Raw genomic sequence first — 18472 nt, forward strand, 5'->3', positions numbered from 1 at the left:
AGTCGGAACAATGCTCGCCAACCTGGCATATAGATAGCTGGCCGTTGGTTTTTTGATCTGTTTTCGGCGAGGGTTGCTCGTGATTGTTAGTCCCTGTAATGCACCAAAATTGTCTGCCAAACGGTTACGAAACGCACTGGTGACGGGCTCTGCCCTGTTTTGCCTGTTCGGCGCGGGTCAACTGTGGGCATTCAGTCTGGACGATGTGTCGGCCAAGGCAAAAGAGCTGGCTGGGCAGAAGTACGAAGCTCCGCGCAGCAATCTGCCGAACGAATTCCGCGAAATGAAATTCGCTGATTACCAGAAGATTCGTTTCCGCAATGAAAAAGCCGAATGGGCCGATCAGAACACCCCGTTCAAGCTGTCCTTCTATCACCAGGGTATGCACTTCGATACACCGGTGAAAATCAATGAAGTCACCGCTGACAGCGTCCAGGAAATCAAGTACGACCCCAATCGCTTCGATTTCGGCGACGTAAAGTTTGATCCGAAAGCCACCGAACAGCTGGGTTATGCCGGCTTCCGTGTGCTGTTCCCGATCAACAAGGCTGACAAGCAAGACGAAATCATGACCATGCTCGGCGCCAGCTATTTCCGCGTCGTTGGCAAGGATCAGGTGTATGGCTTGTCGGCCCGCGGCATGGCGATCGACACCGCGCTGCCGTCCGGCGAAGAATTCCCGCGCTTCACCGAGTTCTGGATCGAGCGTCCGAAGCCTGGCGACAAGCACCTGGTGATCTTCGCCCTGCTCGATTCGCCACGTGCGACAGGTGCCTATCGCCTGATCCTGCGTCCGGGCACCGACACCGTGGTGGACGTCAAATCCCAGATGTACCTGCGCGACAAGGTCAGCAAGCTGGGCGTGGCCCCGTTGACCTCGATGTACCTGTTCGGCGCCAACCAGCCGTCCAAGGTCCTCAACTACCGTCGCGAGCTGCATGATTCCAGCGGCCTGTCGATCCATGCCGGCAATGGCGAGTGGATCTGGCGCCCGTTGAACAACCCTAAACACCTGTCGGTCAGCAACTTCAGCGTCGAAAACCCGCGTGGGTTCGGCCTGCTGCAACGTGGTCGCAACTTCAGCCACTATGAAGACCTGGACGACAACTACGACAAGCGTCCGAGCGCCTGGATCGAACCTGAAGGCGACTGGGGCAAGGGCAGCGTCGACCTGGTAGAGATTCCGACCGCTGACGAAACCAACGACAACATCGTTGCTTTCTGGAGCCCGGCCGAGTTGCCGGAAGTCGGCAAGCCGCTGGACGTGTCCTACCGCCTGCACTGGACGCTGGACGATGCTGCCTTCCATTCGCCGGACAGCGCCTGGGTCAAGCAGACCCTGCGTTCCACGGGTGACGTCAAGCAATCGAACCTGATCCGTCAGCCGGACGGCACCGTGGCCTACCTGGTGGACTTCGAGGGCCCGGCCCTGAAGAAACTGCTGCCGGACGCCCCGGTGCGCAGCCAGGTGAGCGTTGGCGACAATGCCGAGCTGGTTGAAAACAGCGTGCGCTACAACGAGCACACCAAAGGCTGGCGCCTGACCCTGCGCATGAAGATCAAGGACGCGAGCAAGCCGACTGAAATGCGTGCCGCGCTGGTGCAGGAGATTGCACAGGCCGAGCCTGAGCAGGTTTCGACCCATGTGCTCAAGGCTGACAAGGTCTTGGCCAAGCAACACGAGAAGCAGGCCAAGAAAGACGCCAAAGAGGCGAAGGACAAGGACGCCAAGCAGCCAGAAGCCGCACCGGCCCCTGTCACACCGGAGCCGGCCAAGACCGAACAAGTCCTGACCGAAACCTGGAGCTACCAGTTGCCTGCCGATGAGTAATTCACAAGCCAAGCCAGAAACTCTGTCCGAGTACCTGGCGCATCTCCCCATGACGGCCGAGCAGCGCGCCGAGCTGGCGGGCTGCAGCTCCTTCAGCGAGTTGCACGAACGCCTGTCGTCCGCCACCTTCGATGCACCTGTCGACGCTGCCCAAGCGTCGGTGGGCCGCAGGCTCACCCTGAGCACCGCCGAAGAACTGCAGGACGCCGAAATGCTGGCGCTCGACGCCAGCGGTCGCGTGTGCCTCAAGGCCACGCCGCCGATTCGTCGCACCAAGGTCGTGCCCGAGCCGTGGCGTACCAACATCCTGGTACGCGGCTGGCGCCGGATGACCGGGCGTACCAACCCGCCGAAGCCGCCGAAGGACGAGCGGGTACTGCCGGCTGCGCGCTGGCGTACCGTGGGCTCGATCCGCCGCTATATTCTGCTGGTGCTGATGCTGGGCCAGACCATCGTGGCCGGCTGGTACATGAAAGGCATCATGCCGTACCAGGGCTGGTCGCTGGTCGACTTCGACGAAATCCGCAACCAGACCCTGCTGCAAACCGCGACCCAGGTACTGCCTTACGCACTGCAGACCAGCATCCTGATCATGTTCGGGATTCTGTTCTGCTGGGTGTCGGCCGGTTTCTGGACTGCGCTCATGGGCTTCCTCGAACTGCTGACCGGTCACGATAAATACCGGATATCCGGTAAAAGTGCTGGCGATGAGCCGATTCCGAAAGATGCGCGCACCGCGCTGGTGATGCCGATCTGTAACGAAGACGTGCCGCGGGTATTCGCCGGTTTGCGCGCAACGTTCGAGTCGGTGGCCGCCACCGGTGACCTGGATCGGTTCGACTTCTTCGTGCTCAGTGACAGTAACGAAGCCGATATCTGCATTGCCGAACAGCAGGCCTGGCTCGACGTGTGCCGCGAAGCCGGTGGTTTCGGCAAGATTTTCTATCGCCGCCGTCGCCGTCGCGTCAAACGCAAGAGCGGTAACCTCGACGACTTCTGCCGTCGCTGGGGGGGTGACTACAAGTACATGGTGGTGCTCGACGCCGACAGCGTGATGAGCGGCGAATGCCTGACCAGCCTGGTGCGCCTGATGGAAGCCACGCCGGATGCCGGGATTATCCAGACCGCGCCGCGTGCGTCGGGCATGGACACCCTGTATGCGCGCATGCAGCAGTTCGCCACCCGCGTCTATGGCCCGCTGTTCACTGCCGGTCTGCACTTCTGGCAGTTGGGTGAATCCCACTATTGGGGCCACAACGCAATCATCCGCATGAAGCCGTTTATCGAGCACTGCGCCCTGGCGCCGTTGCCAGGCAAGGGCGCGTTTGCCGGTGCGATCCTCTCCCACGACTTCGTCGAAGCAGCGCTGATGCGCCGTGCCGGCTGGGGCGTGTGGATTGCCTACGACCTGCCGGGCAGCTACGAAGAACTGCCGCCGAACCTGCTCGACGAGCTCAAGCGTGACCGTCGCTGGTGCCACGGTAACCTGATGAACTTCCGCCTGTTCCTGGTCAAGGGCATGCACCCGGTGCACCGTGCGGTGTTCCTGACCGGCGTGATGTCCTACCTGTCGGCGCCGTTGTGGTTCTTCTTCCTGGTGTTGTCCACGGCGTTGCTGGCGGTGAACACCCTGATGGAGCCGCAGTACTTCATGGCACCGCGCCAGTTGTACCCGCTGTGGCCACAATGGCACCCGGACAAGGCGGTGGCGCTGTTCTCCACCACCATCGTGCTGCTGTTCCTGCCTAAATTGCTCAGCATCATCCTGATCTGGGCCAAGGGCGCGAAAGAGTTCGGCGGCAAGTTCAAGGTGACCCTGTCGATGCTGCTGGAGATGCTGTTCTCCATGCTGCTGGCGCCGGTGCGCATGATCTTCCACACCCGTTTCGTACTCGCCGCGTTCCTCGGCTGGGCCGCGACCTGGAACTCGCCGCAGCGCGACGACGACTCCACTCCCTGGAGCGAAGCGGTCAAGCGCCACGGTCCGCAGACCCTGCTGGGCTTCTTGTGGGCCTTGCTGGTGGTGTGGCTGAACCCGAGCTTCCTGTGGTGGCTGATCCCGATCGTCGGTTCGCTGATGCTGTCGATTCCGGTGTCGGTGATTTCCAGTCGGGTCAAGCTGGGCCTCAAGTCCCGCGACGAGAGCCTGTTCCTGATTCCTGAGGAATACAATCCGCCGCAGGCGTTGCTGTCGACTGAGAAGTACACCCACGAAAACCGTTGGCATGCGCTCAATGACGGCTTCGTGCGTTCGGTGGTCGACCCGCAGCAGAACGCCCTGGCCTGCGCCCTGGCGACCTCGCGTCACCGCGAGGCGGAGCCGATCGAGTACCTGCGTGGGGAGCGTGTTCGCCACGCGTTGAAAGTCGGCCCGGCCGGCCTCAACAACAGCGAACGTCTGGCCTTGCTCAGCGATCCAGTGGCCCTGGCGCGCTTGCATGAGCAAGTGTGGAGCGAAGGCCACGCCGAGTGGCTCGACGCTTGGCGTGCTTCGATCAAGGCTGATCCGCACGCGCCATTGCTGCCGTTGCAACCGCAGTCGTCCCAGGCTCAACCGGCCTGATTCAGACGCCCCCGAGGGCTCACCTCGGGGGTGTTGCAGACGCTGGTCCTAAAGCGTTTCGCGCCCCTTCCTTTCTTCGCTAACTCCCTGTTATTTCGAAACAAAAGACCTTCTTTCGAGGCGTATTGCCGTGCCTGTGGCTGGGGTAGCATCGCCCCCCAAATTTGACGCGCCACGGGGGCATCCATGTTCAAGAGGTATTGTTCGGCATTGCTGATAGGTGTTGCCGCATTGATTCACACAGGCTTGTTAAATGCCGGGGCGATTGACGAGGCTGTCCGCCGTGGCGTGCTCAGAGTAGGCACCACGCCGACTTACGTACCGTTTGAAATGACCGACAAGCAGGGGCGCATCATCGGCTTCGAGATCGACTTGCTCCACGCGATGAGTCGCGCGCTGGGGGTTGAACTCGAACTGGTTGCGGTGCCCTACACGGATTTGCTGTCGGGGCTGATGGCGAAAAAATTCGACCTGATCGGCAGCGGCATGACGGTCACCCAGGAGCGCAACCTCAAGCTCAACTTCAGTGACTCCTTTATTGTGGTGGGGCAGACAGTCCTGCTTCACCCGCGCCTGGCCGGCACGGTGTCGAGCATCGAGGACCTGGACGAGGCGGGCTATCGGATCGCGGTCATTGAAGGCACCACCGGCGAGGCAGCCGCTCAGCGCTTCCTCGGGGCGGCTCGATTGAAGAGCTTCGCAACGCCAGAGGAGGGCGTGCGCGAGGTGCTGGAGGGCAAGGCCGACGCCTTCATCCATGACGCGCCCTACAACCTGATCGCAATGGCGCGACCCGAGAACAGCGCACTACTGACGCTGGAGCAGCCGTTTACCTTTGAACCCCTGGCATTCGGCCTGGAAAAAGGCGATTACGACAGCCTCAACTGGATCAATCATTTCCTCAATCAAGTGGCTCAGGATGGCACCTACGATCAACTGCATGACAAGTGGTTCAAGGACACGGCCTGGATCGCAGAGATTGACTGATCGTCATAACTTCTTACACATCAACCCATTAGCACGTTCATGCGCTGACGTGTCTAGGGCTGTGTTCCGCCGAAGCGCCGTAGGGCTTCTCTTACATACGCCGATAACATTTAGCCGTGAAACCTTTGTGACGGGCAACGAGTGGGTTAGGATCGCACCCCGAAATGGCGCAGCCCTTTTGTGCGCCAACCTTATAAGAACCGTTCAGGGGACTTGATGATGAAAAAGTATCTGTCGATGCTGATGCTCGGCGTCACCGCGCTGGTGGCGGCCACTACGGCCCAGGCCGGCGCCATCGATGATGCGGTCAAGCGCGGCACGCTGAAAGTCGGCATGGACCCGACCTACATGCCGTTCGAGATGACCGACAAGCGTGGCGAAATCATTGGCTTCGAAGTCGACATCCTCAAGGCCATGGCCAAGTCCATGGGCGTCAAGCTGGAGCTGGTGTCCACCGGCTACGACGGGATCATCCCGGCCTTCCTGACCGGCAAGTTCGACATGATCGGCAGCGGCATGACCCTGACCCAAGAACGCAACCTGCGCTTGAACTTCAGCGAACCGTTCATCGTGGTCGGCCAGACCCTGCTGATCCGCAAGGACCTGGAAGGCACCATCAAGTCCTACAAAGACCTGAACGACGAAAAATACCGCCTGACTTCCAAGCTGGGCACCACCGGCGAAATGGTCGCCAAAAAGCTGATTGCCAAAGCCAAGTACCACGGCTACGACAACGAACAGGAAGGCGTGCTGGACGTGGTCAACGGCAAGGCTGACGCCTTTGTCTACGACGCACCGTACAACGTGGTGGCCGAGAAGAAAGTCGGTAATGGCAAGCTGGTGTTCCTTGAAGAACCCTTCACCTTTGAGCCCCTGGCGTTCGGCCTGAAGAAAGGCGATTACGACAGCGTCAACTTCATCAACAACTTTCTGCACCAGATCAAGAACGACGGCACCTACGATCGCATCCATGACAAGTGGTTCAAGAGCTCCGAGTGGCTCAAGGACATGGAATAAGGCTTAAGACCGAGTTGCCTGTATCGGGGGCAAGTCCCCTCCCACATTTGGAATGAATTTCCCTGTGGGAGGGCGCTTGCCCCCGATGGCGGCCTGCCAGGCAAGACCTATGCGGAATGTGAAATGAAACAGAAAAAAGCCCAATGGCCCTGGCACCTGCTGACGGTAGTCGTGCTGGTCGGCCTGGCTGGCGCCCTGTACTACGCCACCTCGCTGATGTCTTACGAATGGCGTTGGAATCGCGTGCCGCAGTACTTCGCCTATCAGGCCGAGGAAGCGCAGCGTGCGGCGGATATATCCACCGTCATTGAATTGGTACGCAAGGGCGATGTCGCCGAAGTCACCCTGCGCAGTGACGCCGGCACCGAACAAAAGGTGACGGTCGCCGACAACAGCCTGCAAGTGGCGCGTGGCGACGACGTGGCTGAAGGTGACGTCATTGGCGTGAACCGCCACTGGGCATTGGGCCCGCTGATGTGGGGCTTGTGGACCACACTGTGGCTGTCGGTGGTGTCCGGCATCCTGGGCCTGGCGATTGGCCTGGCTACCGGCCTGTGTCGGCTGTCGAGCAACCCGACCCTGCGCGACCTGTCGACGATCTATGTCGAACTGGTGCGTGGCACGCCGTTGCTGGTGCAGATCTTCATTTTCTATTTCTTCATCGGCACGGTGCTCAACCTGTCCCGGGAGTTTGCCGGGATCGCCGCCCTGTCGCTGTTCACCGGTGCCTACGTGGCGGAAATCGTGCGTGCCGGCGTGCAGTCGATCACCCGTGGTCAGAACGAAGCCGCGCGCTCCCTGGGCTTGAGTGCCAGCCAGTCGATGCGGCATGTGGTGCTGCCACAGGCCTTCAAGCGCGTACTGCCGCCGTTGGCCGGGCAGTTCATCAGCCTGGTGAAAGACACTTCGCTGGTCTCGGTGATCGCGATCACCGAGTTGCTCAAGAGCGGACGCGAAGTTATCACCACCTCGTTTTCGCCTTTCGAAATCCTGTTCTGTGTGGCAGGCCTGTACCTGCTGATCAACCTGCCGCTGTCGAAAATGGCCAGCCGGCTTGAGCGGAGGCTCGCGCAAAGTGATTGAAGTTCGCGATCTGGTAAAAGTCTTCGACACCCGTGGCCATATCGTGCGTGCGGTGGACCATGTGACCACCCAGGTGGCCAAGGGCGAAGTGCTGGTGGTGATCGGTCCGTCCGGCTCGGGCAAATCCACCTTTCTGCGCTGCCTCAATGGGCTGGAGGCGTTCGACTCGGGCTCGGTGAGCATCGACGGTTTGCAGCTGGCCGACCCGAAGACCGACGTGAATGCCTATCGCCGTGAAGTCGGCATGGTGTTCCAGCATTTCAACCTGTTCCCGCACATGACCGTGCTGGAAAACCTGTGCCTGGCGCAAAAGGTCGTGCGCAAGCGCGGCAAGCAGGAGCGCGAAGCCAAGGCCCTGGCGCTGCTGGAAAAGGTCGGCATCGCACAGAAAGCCCACGAGTTTCCATCGCGCCTCTCCGGTGGCCAGCAGCAGCGCGTAGCGATTGCCCGAGCCCTGGCGATGGAGCCCAAGGTGATGCTGTTTGACGAGCCCACCTCGGCCCTCGACCCGGAAATGGTCGGCGAAGTGCTCGACGTGATGAAGACCCTGGCGCTGGAAGGCATGACCATGGTCTGCGTCACCCACGAAATGGGCTTTGCCCGCGAGGTGGCAGACCGGGTGTTGTTCTTCGATCACGGCAAATTGCTGGAGGACGCTGCGCCGGCCGCGTTCTTCGATGCGCCGAAAGACCCGCGAGCCCAGGCCTTCCTGCGCCAGGTTTTATAGGTTCACGAAGCGGACACAACTGTGGGAGGGGGCTTGCTCCCGATAGCGGAGTGTCAGTCACCACACATTTGACTGACATTGCGCTATCGGGAGCAAGCCCCCTCCCACATAGGATAGTGGTGTTTCAAAGCTTGAATTTATCGATCAGCGTCTGCAGATCCAGGCTCAACCTGGTCAACTGAACGCTCGCCGCCGCCGTTTCCTCGCTGGCGGCGGCAGTCTGTTCCGACACATCCCGTACCTTCAAAACACTGCGATTGATTTCCTCGGCCACCGCGCTTTGCTGTTCGGCGGCGGCGGCAATCTGCGGGTTCATTTCCTGGATCACCGATACCGTGCGGGTGATGGCGGCGAGGGCCTCGCCAGCGTCACGGGTCAGGGCAACGCTGTTGTCGGTCAGGTTGCGACTGCTGTCCATGATGTCCGCGACCTGCTGGGTGCCGTTATTCAGGCCCAGGATCAGCCCTTCAATCTCTTCGGCCGATTCCTGCGTGCGCTGGGCCAGACTGCGTACTTCATCGGCGACCACGGCGAACCCCCGGCCAGCGGTACCCGCGCGCGCCGCTTCGATCGCAGCGTTCAGGGCCAGCAGGTTGGTCTGTTGGGAAACGGACTTGATCACGTCGAGCACACTGGCGATCTTTTCGCTCTCCTTTTGCAGGGCCAGCATCGCGCGGCCCGATAGCGCCATTTCACTGGCCAGGTTGCCGATCTGCTCAACCGCCTGAGTGACCACCTGCTCGCCGGCGCCGGCCTGCTGATCGGCTTCGTTCGCGGCCACGGAGGCACGTTCGGCATGGCGTGCGACTTCCTGGGCGGTGGCGAGCATTTCATTCATCGCCGTGGCCACTTGGTCAGTTTCATCTTTTTGCTCATTGAGCCCGTCGCGGGTCTGCTCAGTCACGGTGGACAACTGCGTTGCTGCCCCGGCGATCTGCCGAGCGCTTTCACCGATGCTGCTGATCAGGCTGCGCAGGCTGCGGGTCATTTGCCCGATGCTTTGTTGCAGTTGGCCCAATTCGTCGCGGCGCTCCACTTGGGTGTCGTGGCTCAGGTCGCCCTGGGCAACCCGGTTGGCGGCGACGAGAAGGTCGCGCAATGGCGAAGCGATCTGCTGCGCAATCCACCACGCGGCCAGGGCACCCAGCAGCAGTGCAGCCGCCGTGACGCCGATCAGCAGCGTGCGCGTGTGGTCGGCCTCGTCATTGCGCTTGGTGTTCTGGCTCTGGGTCAGCAGGTTACTGTTTTCGCGCAACTCATTGAGTTGTTGCTCGAAGCGGTTCTGCACGGCCTCGACGTTGAGCTGGGCTTGCTTGAGCTTGAGCAGTTGCCCACGGTAGTCGGTCAGGTCGGTTTTGAGCAGTGTCGAGTCTACCGGCAGCGCGGTCACGGCCGCCTGTGCGATGTCCAGCGCATCCAAAGCCTGGCTTACCGCCTCGTCATACGCCTGCAACGACTCGGCGGCCCAGGCGGGATTCTGGGCGCGGTCCTCGGCCTGCTCCATGGCCTGGCGCAGGTGTTCAATGGCGTCGAGCGCCTTTTCGTCATTCTGGTCGGGCAGGTCGCTGGCGAATTGGGCCAGGGCGTCACTGGCCTGCAGGGCGGTTTTCTTGAGTGCAGGGCGTACAGCATCGCGCTGCTCGATCAACGCGGGCAGTTCTGCCAGCGCAGTCTTGAAGCTGGCTACGAGGCGCGTCGCCTCCTGGTTGCGTTGTACATCGACCGGATCTATCAGGCGATGGGAGAGGTCCGCCAAGAGCTGATCGATCTTCTCGATCTTCTGCACCATCTGGTCCCGGCTGGCGCTGTCCGCAAGGGTGCGGTACACGATGCGATCGGCGCGCATGGCCTCCGCGTGCACGGCCAGGTCACCCAGGCTTGTCAGGCTGTTGGACCGATAGAGCACGGCGTTCAAGGCTTGCCAGCCCGCCGCAGCGATCATGAAGCTGAGGATCAGCACTTGGCCAAAACCCAGAGCGAGCTTGAGGCGGACGCTGGCATTCACCAGCATGCGGGTCAGCCGAGAAAACATGGCGCACCTCCCAGTCAGAAAAAGCGTTTCGCGACAGCTGAAACGCTAATTCGAATTGAGGTGAGGGCGGGCTGATAACTGCGTAGGAAATTTCACAAGTTGCGGCAGCCTCGATCGGCCGCCGCACAGGTCCGTCAGATGCGGAAGCGCCCGACCAGGGTTTGCAGGTAGACGCCCAGGCGCGCCAACTCTGCACTGGACGCCGCTGTTTCTTCGCTGGCCGACGAGGTTTGTTCGGAGACATCGCGCACGTTCAATACGCTGCGGTTGATCTCTTCGGCCACCGCGCTCTGTTGTTCGGCGGCCGTGGCGATCTGCGAGTTCATCGCCTGGATGGTCGAAACGGTGCGGGTGATGCTCTCCAGGGCGCTGCCGGCACGGCGGGTCAGTTCGACACTGCTGTCGGTCAGGCCGCGGCTGTTGTCCATGATGGTCGCCACCTGCTGGGTGCCGGTTTGCAGGCCGACGATCAGCTCTTCGATCTCTTCGGTGGACTTCTGGGTGCGCTGGGCCAGGCTGCGCACTTCGTCGGCCACCACGGCGAAGCCACGCCCGGCCTCACCGGCACGTGCGGCTTCAATCGCCGCGTTGAGCGCCAGCAGGTTGGTTTGCTGGGCCACGGATTTGATCACGTCGAGCACGCTGCCGATCTTGTCGCTCTCGCGCTTGAGGTCGCCCATGGCAATGGTCGAGTTGCCGACTTCAGTGGCCAGGCGCTCGATCTGGGCGATGGCTTCGCCGACCACCTTGTCGCCTTCACGGGCCTGCAGGTCAGCGGCCACGGCGGCTTCCGAGGCTTCTTCGGCATTGCGTGCCACTTCCTGCACGGTGGCGGCCATCTGGTTCATGGCGGTGGCCACCTGGTCGGTCTCGACCTTCTGGCTGTTGACCCCGGCGCTGGTCTGTTCGGTTACCGCCGACAACTGCTCGGCGGCGCTGGCGATTTGGGTGACACCGTCACTGATGCCGCCGATCAACTCGCGCAAGCCCACGGTCATGCTTTGCATGGCGCGTTGCAGTTGGCCCAGTTCGTCCTGACGAGAGGACGTCAGGTTGTGGCTCAGGTCGCCCGAGGCCACGCGTTCGGCGACGTTGAGGGTTTGATTCAGCGGAATGACGATCTGACGCGTGATCGCCCAGGCGGCAAAGACGCCGCAGGCGAGCGCCAGCACGGTCGCCAGCAGTAACAGGTATTTGGCCCGAGCGGCATCGGCGTCGCGCACGGCGGTCTGGGAGGTGGTGAGCTTATCGCTGTGGTCCAGCAGGACATCGCCCTGGGCCATGAGGATTTTCAGTGCTGCGGCGCTGGCTACCTGCGAATCGCGGTACTGGCTGACGGCAGCACGGTAAGCCTGCAGCGAGACGCTGGCCTCTTGCAGGTTGGCGTGAAATTGCTCAGGCAGTTGCCCTTCGAGTTCGCTGGCTTTCTTCAGCGCATTGTCGATGGCGTCGAGCGCGGGCTGCTCGGCTTCGACCTTGCCGCTGTAGGTATAGCCGCGCACCTGGAAGCGCGCTTGCTGCATCAGCTTGCTCAAGTCGACCACGCTGTTGAACTGGCTGACGCTGTCGCCTTGCAACAGGGTCTTTTCAATCGCGTTGATCTTCAGCACGGCATTGTCGGCGGTTTCGCCCAGCTTGCTGCGCGCGCCTTCACGCTTGAGGCCGGCCTGCACCATGCTGGCGAACGCTTTCTTGTACTGATTCAAGGCTTCCTGTTGCTGTTCCACCAGTGCCTTGTCACCCGGCTGTTCGATCAGCTCTGCGGCGGTTTTCAGGCCGTTGTCCAACTGCGTGATCAGGCCGTTGACCGTGTCTGTGCCTTGCTCGCCGCGACGCATATCGAAGTCCAGGCGCGCCAGGCGCAGGTCCTTGGTCAGTCCGTTGAGGCTGGAGATAAAGCCCAGTTTGTCGCCTCGACTGATCACATCGCCCAGGCCGGTCCAGCCGGTGAACGTGATCAACAGCGTCAGGATCAACACCAAGCCAAAGCCTACGCTCAGCTTGCGGTTGACGCTCACGTTCCCCAATTTTTCGGCTGACCAACGATACATGCTGCAAACTCCCCTGGAACAAGGCTTGGACTTATTCACAGGCTATCGGCATGAGCATCGGATTCTGTAGCGCCACCGATCCACTGTGGGAGGGGGCTTGCTCCCGATGGCTGAGTGTCGGTCACCCCATTCAGTGACCAATGCACCGCTATCGGGGGCAAGCCCCCTCCCACAGTGGGTCGGTATGGTTTTCCGAATTATTGGGTTAGAACAGCCGGGCGAGCAGGGCGGTCACGGCGGTCTCGACCCGCAGGATGCGCGCACCGAGTTGCACCGGCTGCAAGCCGGCCTTGGTCAGCAACTCGACTTCGTAGGGGATCCAGCCACCTTCCGGCCCGATCGCCAGGGTCACCGGTTCATCCAGCCCGCGGGGGCAGGGCGGGTAGTCGCCGGGGTGGCCGATCAGGCCAAGCGTGCCCGCCGTCATGGCCGGCAGGCGATCTTCAACGAACGGCTTGAAGCGTTTCTCGATAATGATCTCGGGCAGCACCGTGTCCCGCGCCTGTTCCAGGCCCAGGATCAGTTGCTCACGGACCGCTTCCGGTTCGAGAAACGGGGTTTGCCAGAAGCTTTTTTCCACCCGATAACTGTTGACCAGCACCACCTTCGGCACACCCATGGCCGCTACGGTTTGCAGCACCCGGCGCAGCATCTTTGGGCGTGGCAACGCCAGCAGCAGGGTCAGCGGCAGTTTGCTCGGTGGCGGTTGGTCGAAGCTGACCTGCAACTCGGCCTCGCTGGCCTGCAGGCGCAGCAATTGCGCATTGCCCATCAACCCACCGATGCGCCCAACCCGCAGGTTGTCACCCACCTCGGCGCGATGCACTTGCTGCATATGCACCAGGCGCCGATCACGCAGGATTACGCGATCGGGCGCGATGAAATCGGCCTCTTCGAGCAGCAGCAGGTTCACGACTGGGTCGCTGGCGGCTGGTCGTCGTCGGCGGACGCGTCCTGCGGATGTTCACCACGTTTGCTGATCAGGCCACTGAACAGGATGCCAATCTCGAACAGCATCCACATCGGCACGGCCAGCAGGGTCTGGGAGAAGATGTCCGGCGGGGTGAGGATCATGCCGACCACGAAGCAACCGATGATCACGTACGGGCGGATCTTCTTCAGGTACTTCACGTCGACCACGCCGATCCACACCAGCAATACCACCGCCACCGGGATTTCGAAGGCCACGCCAAAGGCGAAGAACAGCGTCATCACGAAGTCGAGGTAGCTGGTGATGTCGGTCATCATTTCCACGCCGGCCGGGGTGGCGGCGGCGAAGAATTTGAAGATCAGCGGAAACACCAGGAAGTAGGCGAAGGCCATGCCGGTGTAGAACAGCAGGATGCTCGACACCAGCAACGGCACGGCAATGCGTTTCTCATGCTTGTACAGACCGGGCGCGATGAAGCCCCAGATCTGATGCAGGATCACCGGGATGGCCAGGAACAGCGAGACCATCATGGTCAGCTTCAACGGTGTCAGGAAGGGCGACGACACGTCGGTGGCAATCATCGTTGCGCCCGCCGGCAGGTACTGGCGCAGCGGCGTCGAGACGAAGGTGTAGATCTGCTGGGTGAAGGCAAACAGCCCGGCAAAGATGATGAAGATGGCCGCTACGCAACGCAGCAGGCGGGTACGCAGCTCGGTGAGGTGCGAGACCAGCGGCATGTGCTGGTCGTTTTCCGGTTTATCAGCGCTCATGGGGCTCGCGGCGGCAATGTAGGGTCATGGGGCGCGGGCGACGCAGCGGGCGTCGGCGCAGGCTCTGTCGGGGTGGGCGCAGCGGGGGCGACGGCGGCTGGCGCGATGCTGTTTTCGACCACAGGCTCCGCCGGTTTGGCGGGCTCCTGCACTGGCGACAGAATCTTGCGCGCTTCCTGCTCCAACGACAGGATGTGTTCGTTGTGCAGTTGCCTGCGGATCTCGTCGGCACCGATTTCCCGTTCAACTTCCTGTTTGATCGCGTTGAAACTGCGTTTCAGGCGCCCGATCCACAGGCCGGCCGTGCGCGCGGCACCGGGCAGGCGTTCCGGCCCCAGTACCAGCAGGGCCACGAGGCCGACGAGCAGCAGTTCAGAGAAGCTGATACCAAACATTAGTCAGTGCTCACGAGTCTTTGCGGGTCGGCTCTTGGACTTTTTCAGCCTGCACGTCGAAGGTGCGACGCTCGGTGATCGGCTGGGTGGCCTGAGGGTGCACAGGCTGGGCCGGCGGGACCGGGTTCACAACCGGGTCTGCAGGTTTTTCGTCATCGTTCATGGCTTTGCGAAAGCCCTTGATCGACTCGCCAACGTCAGTGCCCAGGTTTTTCAGTTTCTTGGTGCCGAACACCAATACCACCACCACCAGAATGACGATCCAGTGTTTCCAGTCAAAAATGCCCATGCTGTAAATCCTCAGTCAAAGTTGTTCAGGCGGACGGGCGCGAGGCCTTCTCGGCGTGCCCGGACAGGCCGAAGCGACGGTCCAGTTCATCCAGCACGGCCTGCGGGTGCTGCCCCAGCTGGGCGAGCATGACCAGGCTATGGAACCACAAGTCGGCGGTCTCATAGATGACATCGCTGCAATCACCGCTGATCTGCGCATCCTTGGCGGCAATGATCGTCTCGACGGATTCTTCGCCGAGCTTTTCCAGAATCTTGTTCAGGCCCTTGTGGTACAGGCTGGCGACGTAGGAGCTGTCGGCGTCCGCGCCTTTGCGCTCTTCCAGCACCTGGGCCACACGGTTGAGGGTATCGCTCATGTTCAATGTCCTGCCGAATAGATGGCGTGCGGGTCTTTGAGCACCGGTTCCACCACCTTCCATTCGCCGTTCTCGAACACGCGATAGAAGCAGCTGTGACGGCCGGTGTGGCAGGCAATGCCGCCGATCTGCTCGACCTTGAGGATCACCACGTCGGCATCGCAGTCCAGGCGCAGCTCATGCAGCGTTTGCACATGCCCGGACTCTTCGCCCTTGCGCCACAGTTTGCCACGCGAACGTGACCAATAGATGGCGCGCTGCTCAGCGGCGGTAAGGCTCAGGGCCTCGCGGTTCATCCAGGCCATCATCAGCACGCGCCCGGTCTTGTAGTCCTGGGCAATGGCCGGCACCAGGCCGTCACTGTCCCACTTGATCTCGTCCAGCCAGTCTTTCATGTTCGGCTCCGGCAATTTGCGACAGTGTATAACCGGATGGGTTATCGACGCACGATCAGATAAACGCCCACGGCGACCATGATACCGGCTGGCCAGTGGCCCAGCTGGTTCAGCGGTCCGCCAATCGCCAGCATCACCCCACCCATCAGATGCGCGGCACCGAGCAGGCGCAGGAACCAGTCGTCCTTGCGCTTGCGCCATGGCGGCTCAGGATCCCTGGCGTGAGGCTGGGACATGCGCTCCAGCAGGTCGCGGGTCATATTGGCCAGGTGCGGCAGCTGTTCCATCTGGCTGTGCAGGTTACCCAGCACGGTTTTCGGGCTCATCCGCTCACGCATCCAGCGCTCCAGGAACGGCTGTGCGGTGTTCCACAGGTCGAGGTCCGGGTACAGCTGGCGGCCCAGCCCTTCGATATTGAGCAAGGTTTTTTGCAGCAGCACCAACTGCGGCTGCACTTCCATATTGAAGCGCCGCGCGGTCTGGAACAGGCGCATCAGCACCTGACCGAAGGAAATATCTTTTAACGGTTTTTCAAAGATCGGCTCGCACACGGTGCGGATCGCCGCTTCGAATTCATTGAGTTTGGTTTCTGCCGGCACCCAGCCCGAATCGATGTGCAACTGCGCCACGCGGCGGTAGTCGCGCTTGAAAAAGGCGAACAGGTTGCGCGCCAGGTAGTCCTGGTCTTCCGGCGTGAGGCTGCCGACGATGCCGCAGTCGATCGCAATATACTGCGGGCTCCACGGGTTGACGGTGCTGACGAAGATGTTGCCCGGGTGCATGTCGGCGTGGAAGAAACTGTCGCGAAACACCTGGGTGAAGAAGATTTCCACACCGCGCTCGGCCAGCATCTTCATGTCGGTACGCTGGTCGGCGAGGGTTGCAAGGTCGGTGACCTGCACGCCGTAGATGCGCTCCATCACCAGTACTTTGGGGCGGCACCAGTCCCAATACACTTGCGGCACGTACAGCAGTTGCGAGCCTTCGAAGTTGCGGCGCAATTGGCTGGCGTTGGCGGCTTCGCGCAGCAGGTCGAGTTCGTCGTAGATGGTTTTTTCATAGTCGGCCACCACATCCACCGGATGCAGCAGGCGCGCATCGGCGGAGAAACGCTCGGCGGCGCGGGCGAGAATGAACAGCCACGCCAGGTCCTGGCCAATGATCGGCTTGAGGCCCGGGCGGATGACCTTCACCACCACTTCTTCGCCGCTCTTGAGCTGCGCGGCATGCACCTGCGCGACCGAGGCCGAAGCCAGCGGCTCGACATCGAAGCGGCTGAACACCTCGCTGATCTTCTTACCCAGCTGTTCCTCGATCAGCTTCATCGACAGCTGCGAATCGAACGGCGGTACGCGGTCTTGCAGCAGCATCAGCTCATCGGCGATGTCTTCGGGCAGCAGGTCGCGGCGCGTCGACAGGATCTGCCCGAACTTGATAAAGATCGGCCCCAGGTCCTGCAACGCCAGGCGCAGACAGGCGCCACGGCTGAGCTCCATTTTTTTACGCGGCAACCAGCGCCACGGCAGCACATAGCGCACCGCCAGCAGGAACCATGGCAGGGGCAGGGCGAACAGCAGGTCATCGAGGCGGTAGCGGATTACGACGCGCTGGATACGAAACAAACGGCGGACGGCGAGCAGCTTCATGCGTTATCGCTTGGCTCAAGGGAACGGCTCAGGCGCTCGAAGCGGGCCTCGAGACGTTCCAGGTCGATTTTGGCCTTGTCGAGCTCACGAAAGCGCGCTTGCGCTTCCCGTTGCCCGACCAGGGTGCGCGATTCTTCGCTCAGGTATTCGGCGAGGTTCTGGTTGAGGCTGGCGAACCCTTGTCGGTACCAGCGCGAACGGCTGCGCAGGTGGCCGCCGATCAACTGGGTGGCGACGGGGCCGATCCAGCGTGACAGTTCGTATTCCCAGTCCAGTTCCAGGTCCTGCAGCACGGCGGCCAGGTCCATCAGCACCGCGCTATCGCCTTCCAGCGCCACTTCGGGGCTGTGCAGGATGGCGGTCTTGTTGCGGCTCAGCGCCAGGTGCAACAGGCTGGACGCTGGCGCACGCAGGGTGCAGTCGGCCTCGGCGGCCCATTGCGTGGCGAGCAGCAGGCCTTCATCGCTGGGCAGGATAAACAGCTGCAGGGCAGGGCTGCGGCAATCGACGGCGATGACTTTGCCGCTCAGGTGCGCAAGCCGCGCCAGGACGGTGCTGTCCAGGCGCAGAACACGATTGAGGCCGTGTTCGACGCTTGCGAGAAGGCCGGCGAGCAGCATCAGGGTTTGATACCGCGGTGCAGGGCCACGATGCCAGAGGTCATGTTGTGGTAAGTCACGCGGTCGAAACCGGCTTCCACCATCATCGACTTCAGGGTTTCCTGGTCGGGATGCATACGGATCGATTCGGCCAGGTAGCGGTAGCTCTCGGCGTCATTGGTGATCAGCTTGCCCATCAACGGCATGAAGGCGAACGAGTAGGTGTCGTACACCTTGGACATCAGCGCGTTGGTCGGCTTGGAAAATTCCAGCACCAGCAGGCGGCCACCCGGCTTGAGCACGCGCAGCATCGAGCGGATCGCGTCTTCCTTGTGGGTGACGTTGCGCAGGCCGAAGGCGATGGTCACGCAATCGAAGTGGTTGTCGGGGAACGGCAGCTTTTCGGCGTCGGCCTGGACGAATTCGATATTGCCGGCCACGCCCTTGTCGAGCAGGCGATCACGACCCACCTTGAGCATCGAGCCGTTGATGTCGGCCAATACTACCTGGCCGGTCGGGCCCACCAGCTTGGAGAACTTGGCCGCCAGATCGCCCGTGCCGCCGGCGATGTCCAGCACGCGATTGCCGGTGCGTACGCCTGACAGTTCGATGGTGAAACGCTTCCACAGGCGGTGCATGCCGCCGGAAAGCACATCGTTCATCAAGTCGTACTTGGCGGCTACGGAGTGGAACACCTCAGCGACTTTTTCCGCTTTCTGGCTTTCCGGGACGTTCTTGAAGCCGAAGTGAGTGGTGGGTTCGGCATCGCTGCCTTTGCGCTGATCAGTCATATCGCTG

General features: G+C 61.6%; 16 protein-coding genes and 2 pseudogenes. 6 read left to right on the forward strand and 12 right to left on the reverse strand.

What is annotated here, in order from left to right:
• The first annotated feature begins 79 nt into the window (after nt 1–79).
• From SC318_RS01980 to SC318_RS02005, 6 genes and pseudogenes are all read left to right on the forward strand, one after another.
• A complete protein-coding gene (locus tag SC318_RS01980; RefSeq protein WP_320429430.1) occupies nt 80–1831 on the forward strand; it encodes a glucan biosynthesis protein G in 1752 nt (583 codons plus the stop codon).
• Nucleotides 1824–4396, forward strand: a pseudogene (gene mdoH / locus SC318_RS01985) (glucans biosynthesis glucosyltransferase MdoH); the annotation flags it as partial. The gene SC318_RS01980 and the pseudogene mdoH, both read left to right, overlap by 8 nt.
• 184 nt (nt 4397–4580) lie before the next feature.
• Nucleotides 4581–5381, forward strand: a complete 801-nt coding sequence (locus tag SC318_RS01990) for a transporter substrate-binding domain-containing protein (protein WP_320429431.1) — start codon at nt 4581–4583, stop codon at nt 5379–5381.
• Nucleotides 5382–5600: 219 nt separating this feature from the next.
• Nucleotides 5601–6398, forward strand: a complete 798-nt coding sequence (locus SC318_RS01995) for a transporter substrate-binding domain-containing protein (RefSeq protein ID WP_320429432.1) — start codon at nt 5601–5603, stop codon at nt 6396–6398.
• Between the two features lie 123 nt (nt 6399–6521).
• On the forward strand, nt 6522–7481 hold the full coding sequence (locus tag SC318_RS02000; protein WP_320429433.1) for an amino acid ABC transporter permease: 960 nt from the start codon (nt 6522–6524) through the stop codon (nt 7479–7481).
• Nucleotides 7474–8208, forward strand: coding sequence for an amino acid ABC transporter ATP-binding protein (locus tag SC318_RS02005; protein WP_320429434.1), 735 nt, complete (start codon nt 7474–7476; stop codon nt 8206–8208). Before SC318_RS02000 ends, SC318_RS02005 begins: the two co-directional genes overlap by 8 nt.
• Nucleotides 8209–8332: 124 nt before the next feature.
• On the opposite strand, the gene SC318_RS02010 is transcribed toward SC318_RS02005, so the two are convergent.
• The 12 genes and pseudogenes from SC318_RS02010 to ubiE all read right to left on the reverse strand — a co-directional run bounded on the left by SC318_RS02010 (nt 8333) and on the right by ubiE (nt 18465).
• The gene (locus SC318_RS02010; protein ID WP_320429435.1) at nt 8333–10240 is read right to left on the reverse strand and encodes a methyl-accepting chemotaxis protein; all 1908 of its coding nucleotides are present in this window, start codon (nt 10238–10240) and stop codon (nt 8333–8335) included.
• A 134-nt stretch (nt 10241–10374) separates the two neighbouring features.
• Entirely contained in the window at nt 10375–11247 is an 873-nt protein-coding gene (locus tag SC318_RS26930; protein ID WP_413817629.1) for a methyl-accepting chemotaxis protein, read from the reverse strand.
• A pseudogene (locus SC318_RS26935) lies at nt 11233–12291 on the reverse strand (methyl-accepting chemotaxis protein); the annotation flags it as partial. The gene SC318_RS26930 and the pseudogene SC318_RS26935, both read right to left, overlap by 15 nt.
• Nucleotides 12292–12496: 205 nt before the next feature.
• Nucleotides 12497–13204, reverse strand: a complete 708-nt coding sequence (locus SC318_RS02020) for a 16S rRNA (uracil(1498)-N(3))-methyltransferase (RefSeq protein ID WP_320429437.1) — start codon at nt 13202–13204, stop codon at nt 12497–12499.
• Complete coding sequence (tatC, locus tag SC318_RS02025) at nt 13201–13992, reverse strand: twin-arginine translocase subunit TatC (RefSeq protein ID WP_320429438.1); 792 nt, start codon at nt 13990–13992, stop codon at nt 13201–13203. The genes SC318_RS02020 and tatC overlap by 4 nt, the downstream gene beginning before the upstream one ends.
• Nucleotides 13989–14387, reverse strand: coding sequence for a Sec-independent protein translocase protein TatB (gene tatB / locus SC318_RS02030; protein ID WP_320429439.1), 399 nt, complete (start codon nt 14385–14387; stop codon nt 13989–13991). The genes tatC and tatB overlap by 4 nt, the downstream gene beginning before the upstream one ends.
• Before the next feature lie 10 nt (nt 14388–14397).
• The gene (locus SC318_RS02035) at nt 14398–14676 is read right to left on the reverse strand and encodes a twin-arginine translocase TatA/TatE family subunit (RefSeq protein ID WP_306491275.1); all 279 of its coding nucleotides are present in this window, start codon (nt 14674–14676) and stop codon (nt 14398–14400) included.
• A 25-nt stretch (nt 14677–14701) separates the two neighbouring features.
• Nucleotides 14702–15034 (reverse strand): phosphoribosyl-ATP diphosphatase, encoded by a 333-nt coding sequence (locus SC318_RS02040; protein ID WP_124364757.1) that lies wholly within the window; start codon nt 15032–15034, stop codon nt 14702–14704.
• A gap of 2 nt (nt 15035–15036) precedes the next feature.
• Nucleotides 15037–15429: a phosphoribosyl-AMP cyclohydrolase gene (gene hisI, locus SC318_RS02045; RefSeq protein WP_065893709.1), complete on the reverse strand. Its 393-nt coding sequence runs from the start codon at nt 15427–15429 to the stop codon at nt 15037–15039.
• 41 nt (nt 15430–15470) lie between these two features.
• Entirely contained in the window at nt 15471–17075 is a 1605-nt protein-coding gene (gene ubiB / locus SC318_RS02050; RefSeq protein WP_320429441.1) for a ubiquinone biosynthesis regulatory protein kinase UbiB, read from the reverse strand.
• Nucleotides 17072–17695 (reverse strand): ubiquinone biosynthesis accessory factor UbiJ, encoded by a 624-nt coding sequence (locus tag SC318_RS02055; protein ID WP_320429442.1) that lies wholly within the window; start codon nt 17693–17695, stop codon nt 17072–17074. The genes ubiB and SC318_RS02055 overlap by 4 nt, the downstream gene beginning before the upstream one ends.
• Nucleotides 17695–18465: a bifunctional demethylmenaquinone methyltransferase/2-methoxy-6-polyprenyl-1,4-benzoquinol methylase UbiE gene (gene ubiE, locus SC318_RS02060; RefSeq protein WP_003171186.1), complete on the reverse strand. Its 771-nt coding sequence runs from the start codon at nt 18463–18465 to the stop codon at nt 17695–17697. The genes SC318_RS02055 and ubiE overlap by 1 nt, the downstream gene beginning before the upstream one ends.
• Nucleotides 18466–18472 lie beyond the last annotated feature (7 nt).

This window comes from Pseudomonas sp. MUP55 (genome assembly GCF_034043515.1).
Classification (GTDB): Bacteria; Pseudomonadota; Gammaproteobacteria; order Pseudomonadales; family Pseudomonadaceae; genus Aquipseudomonas.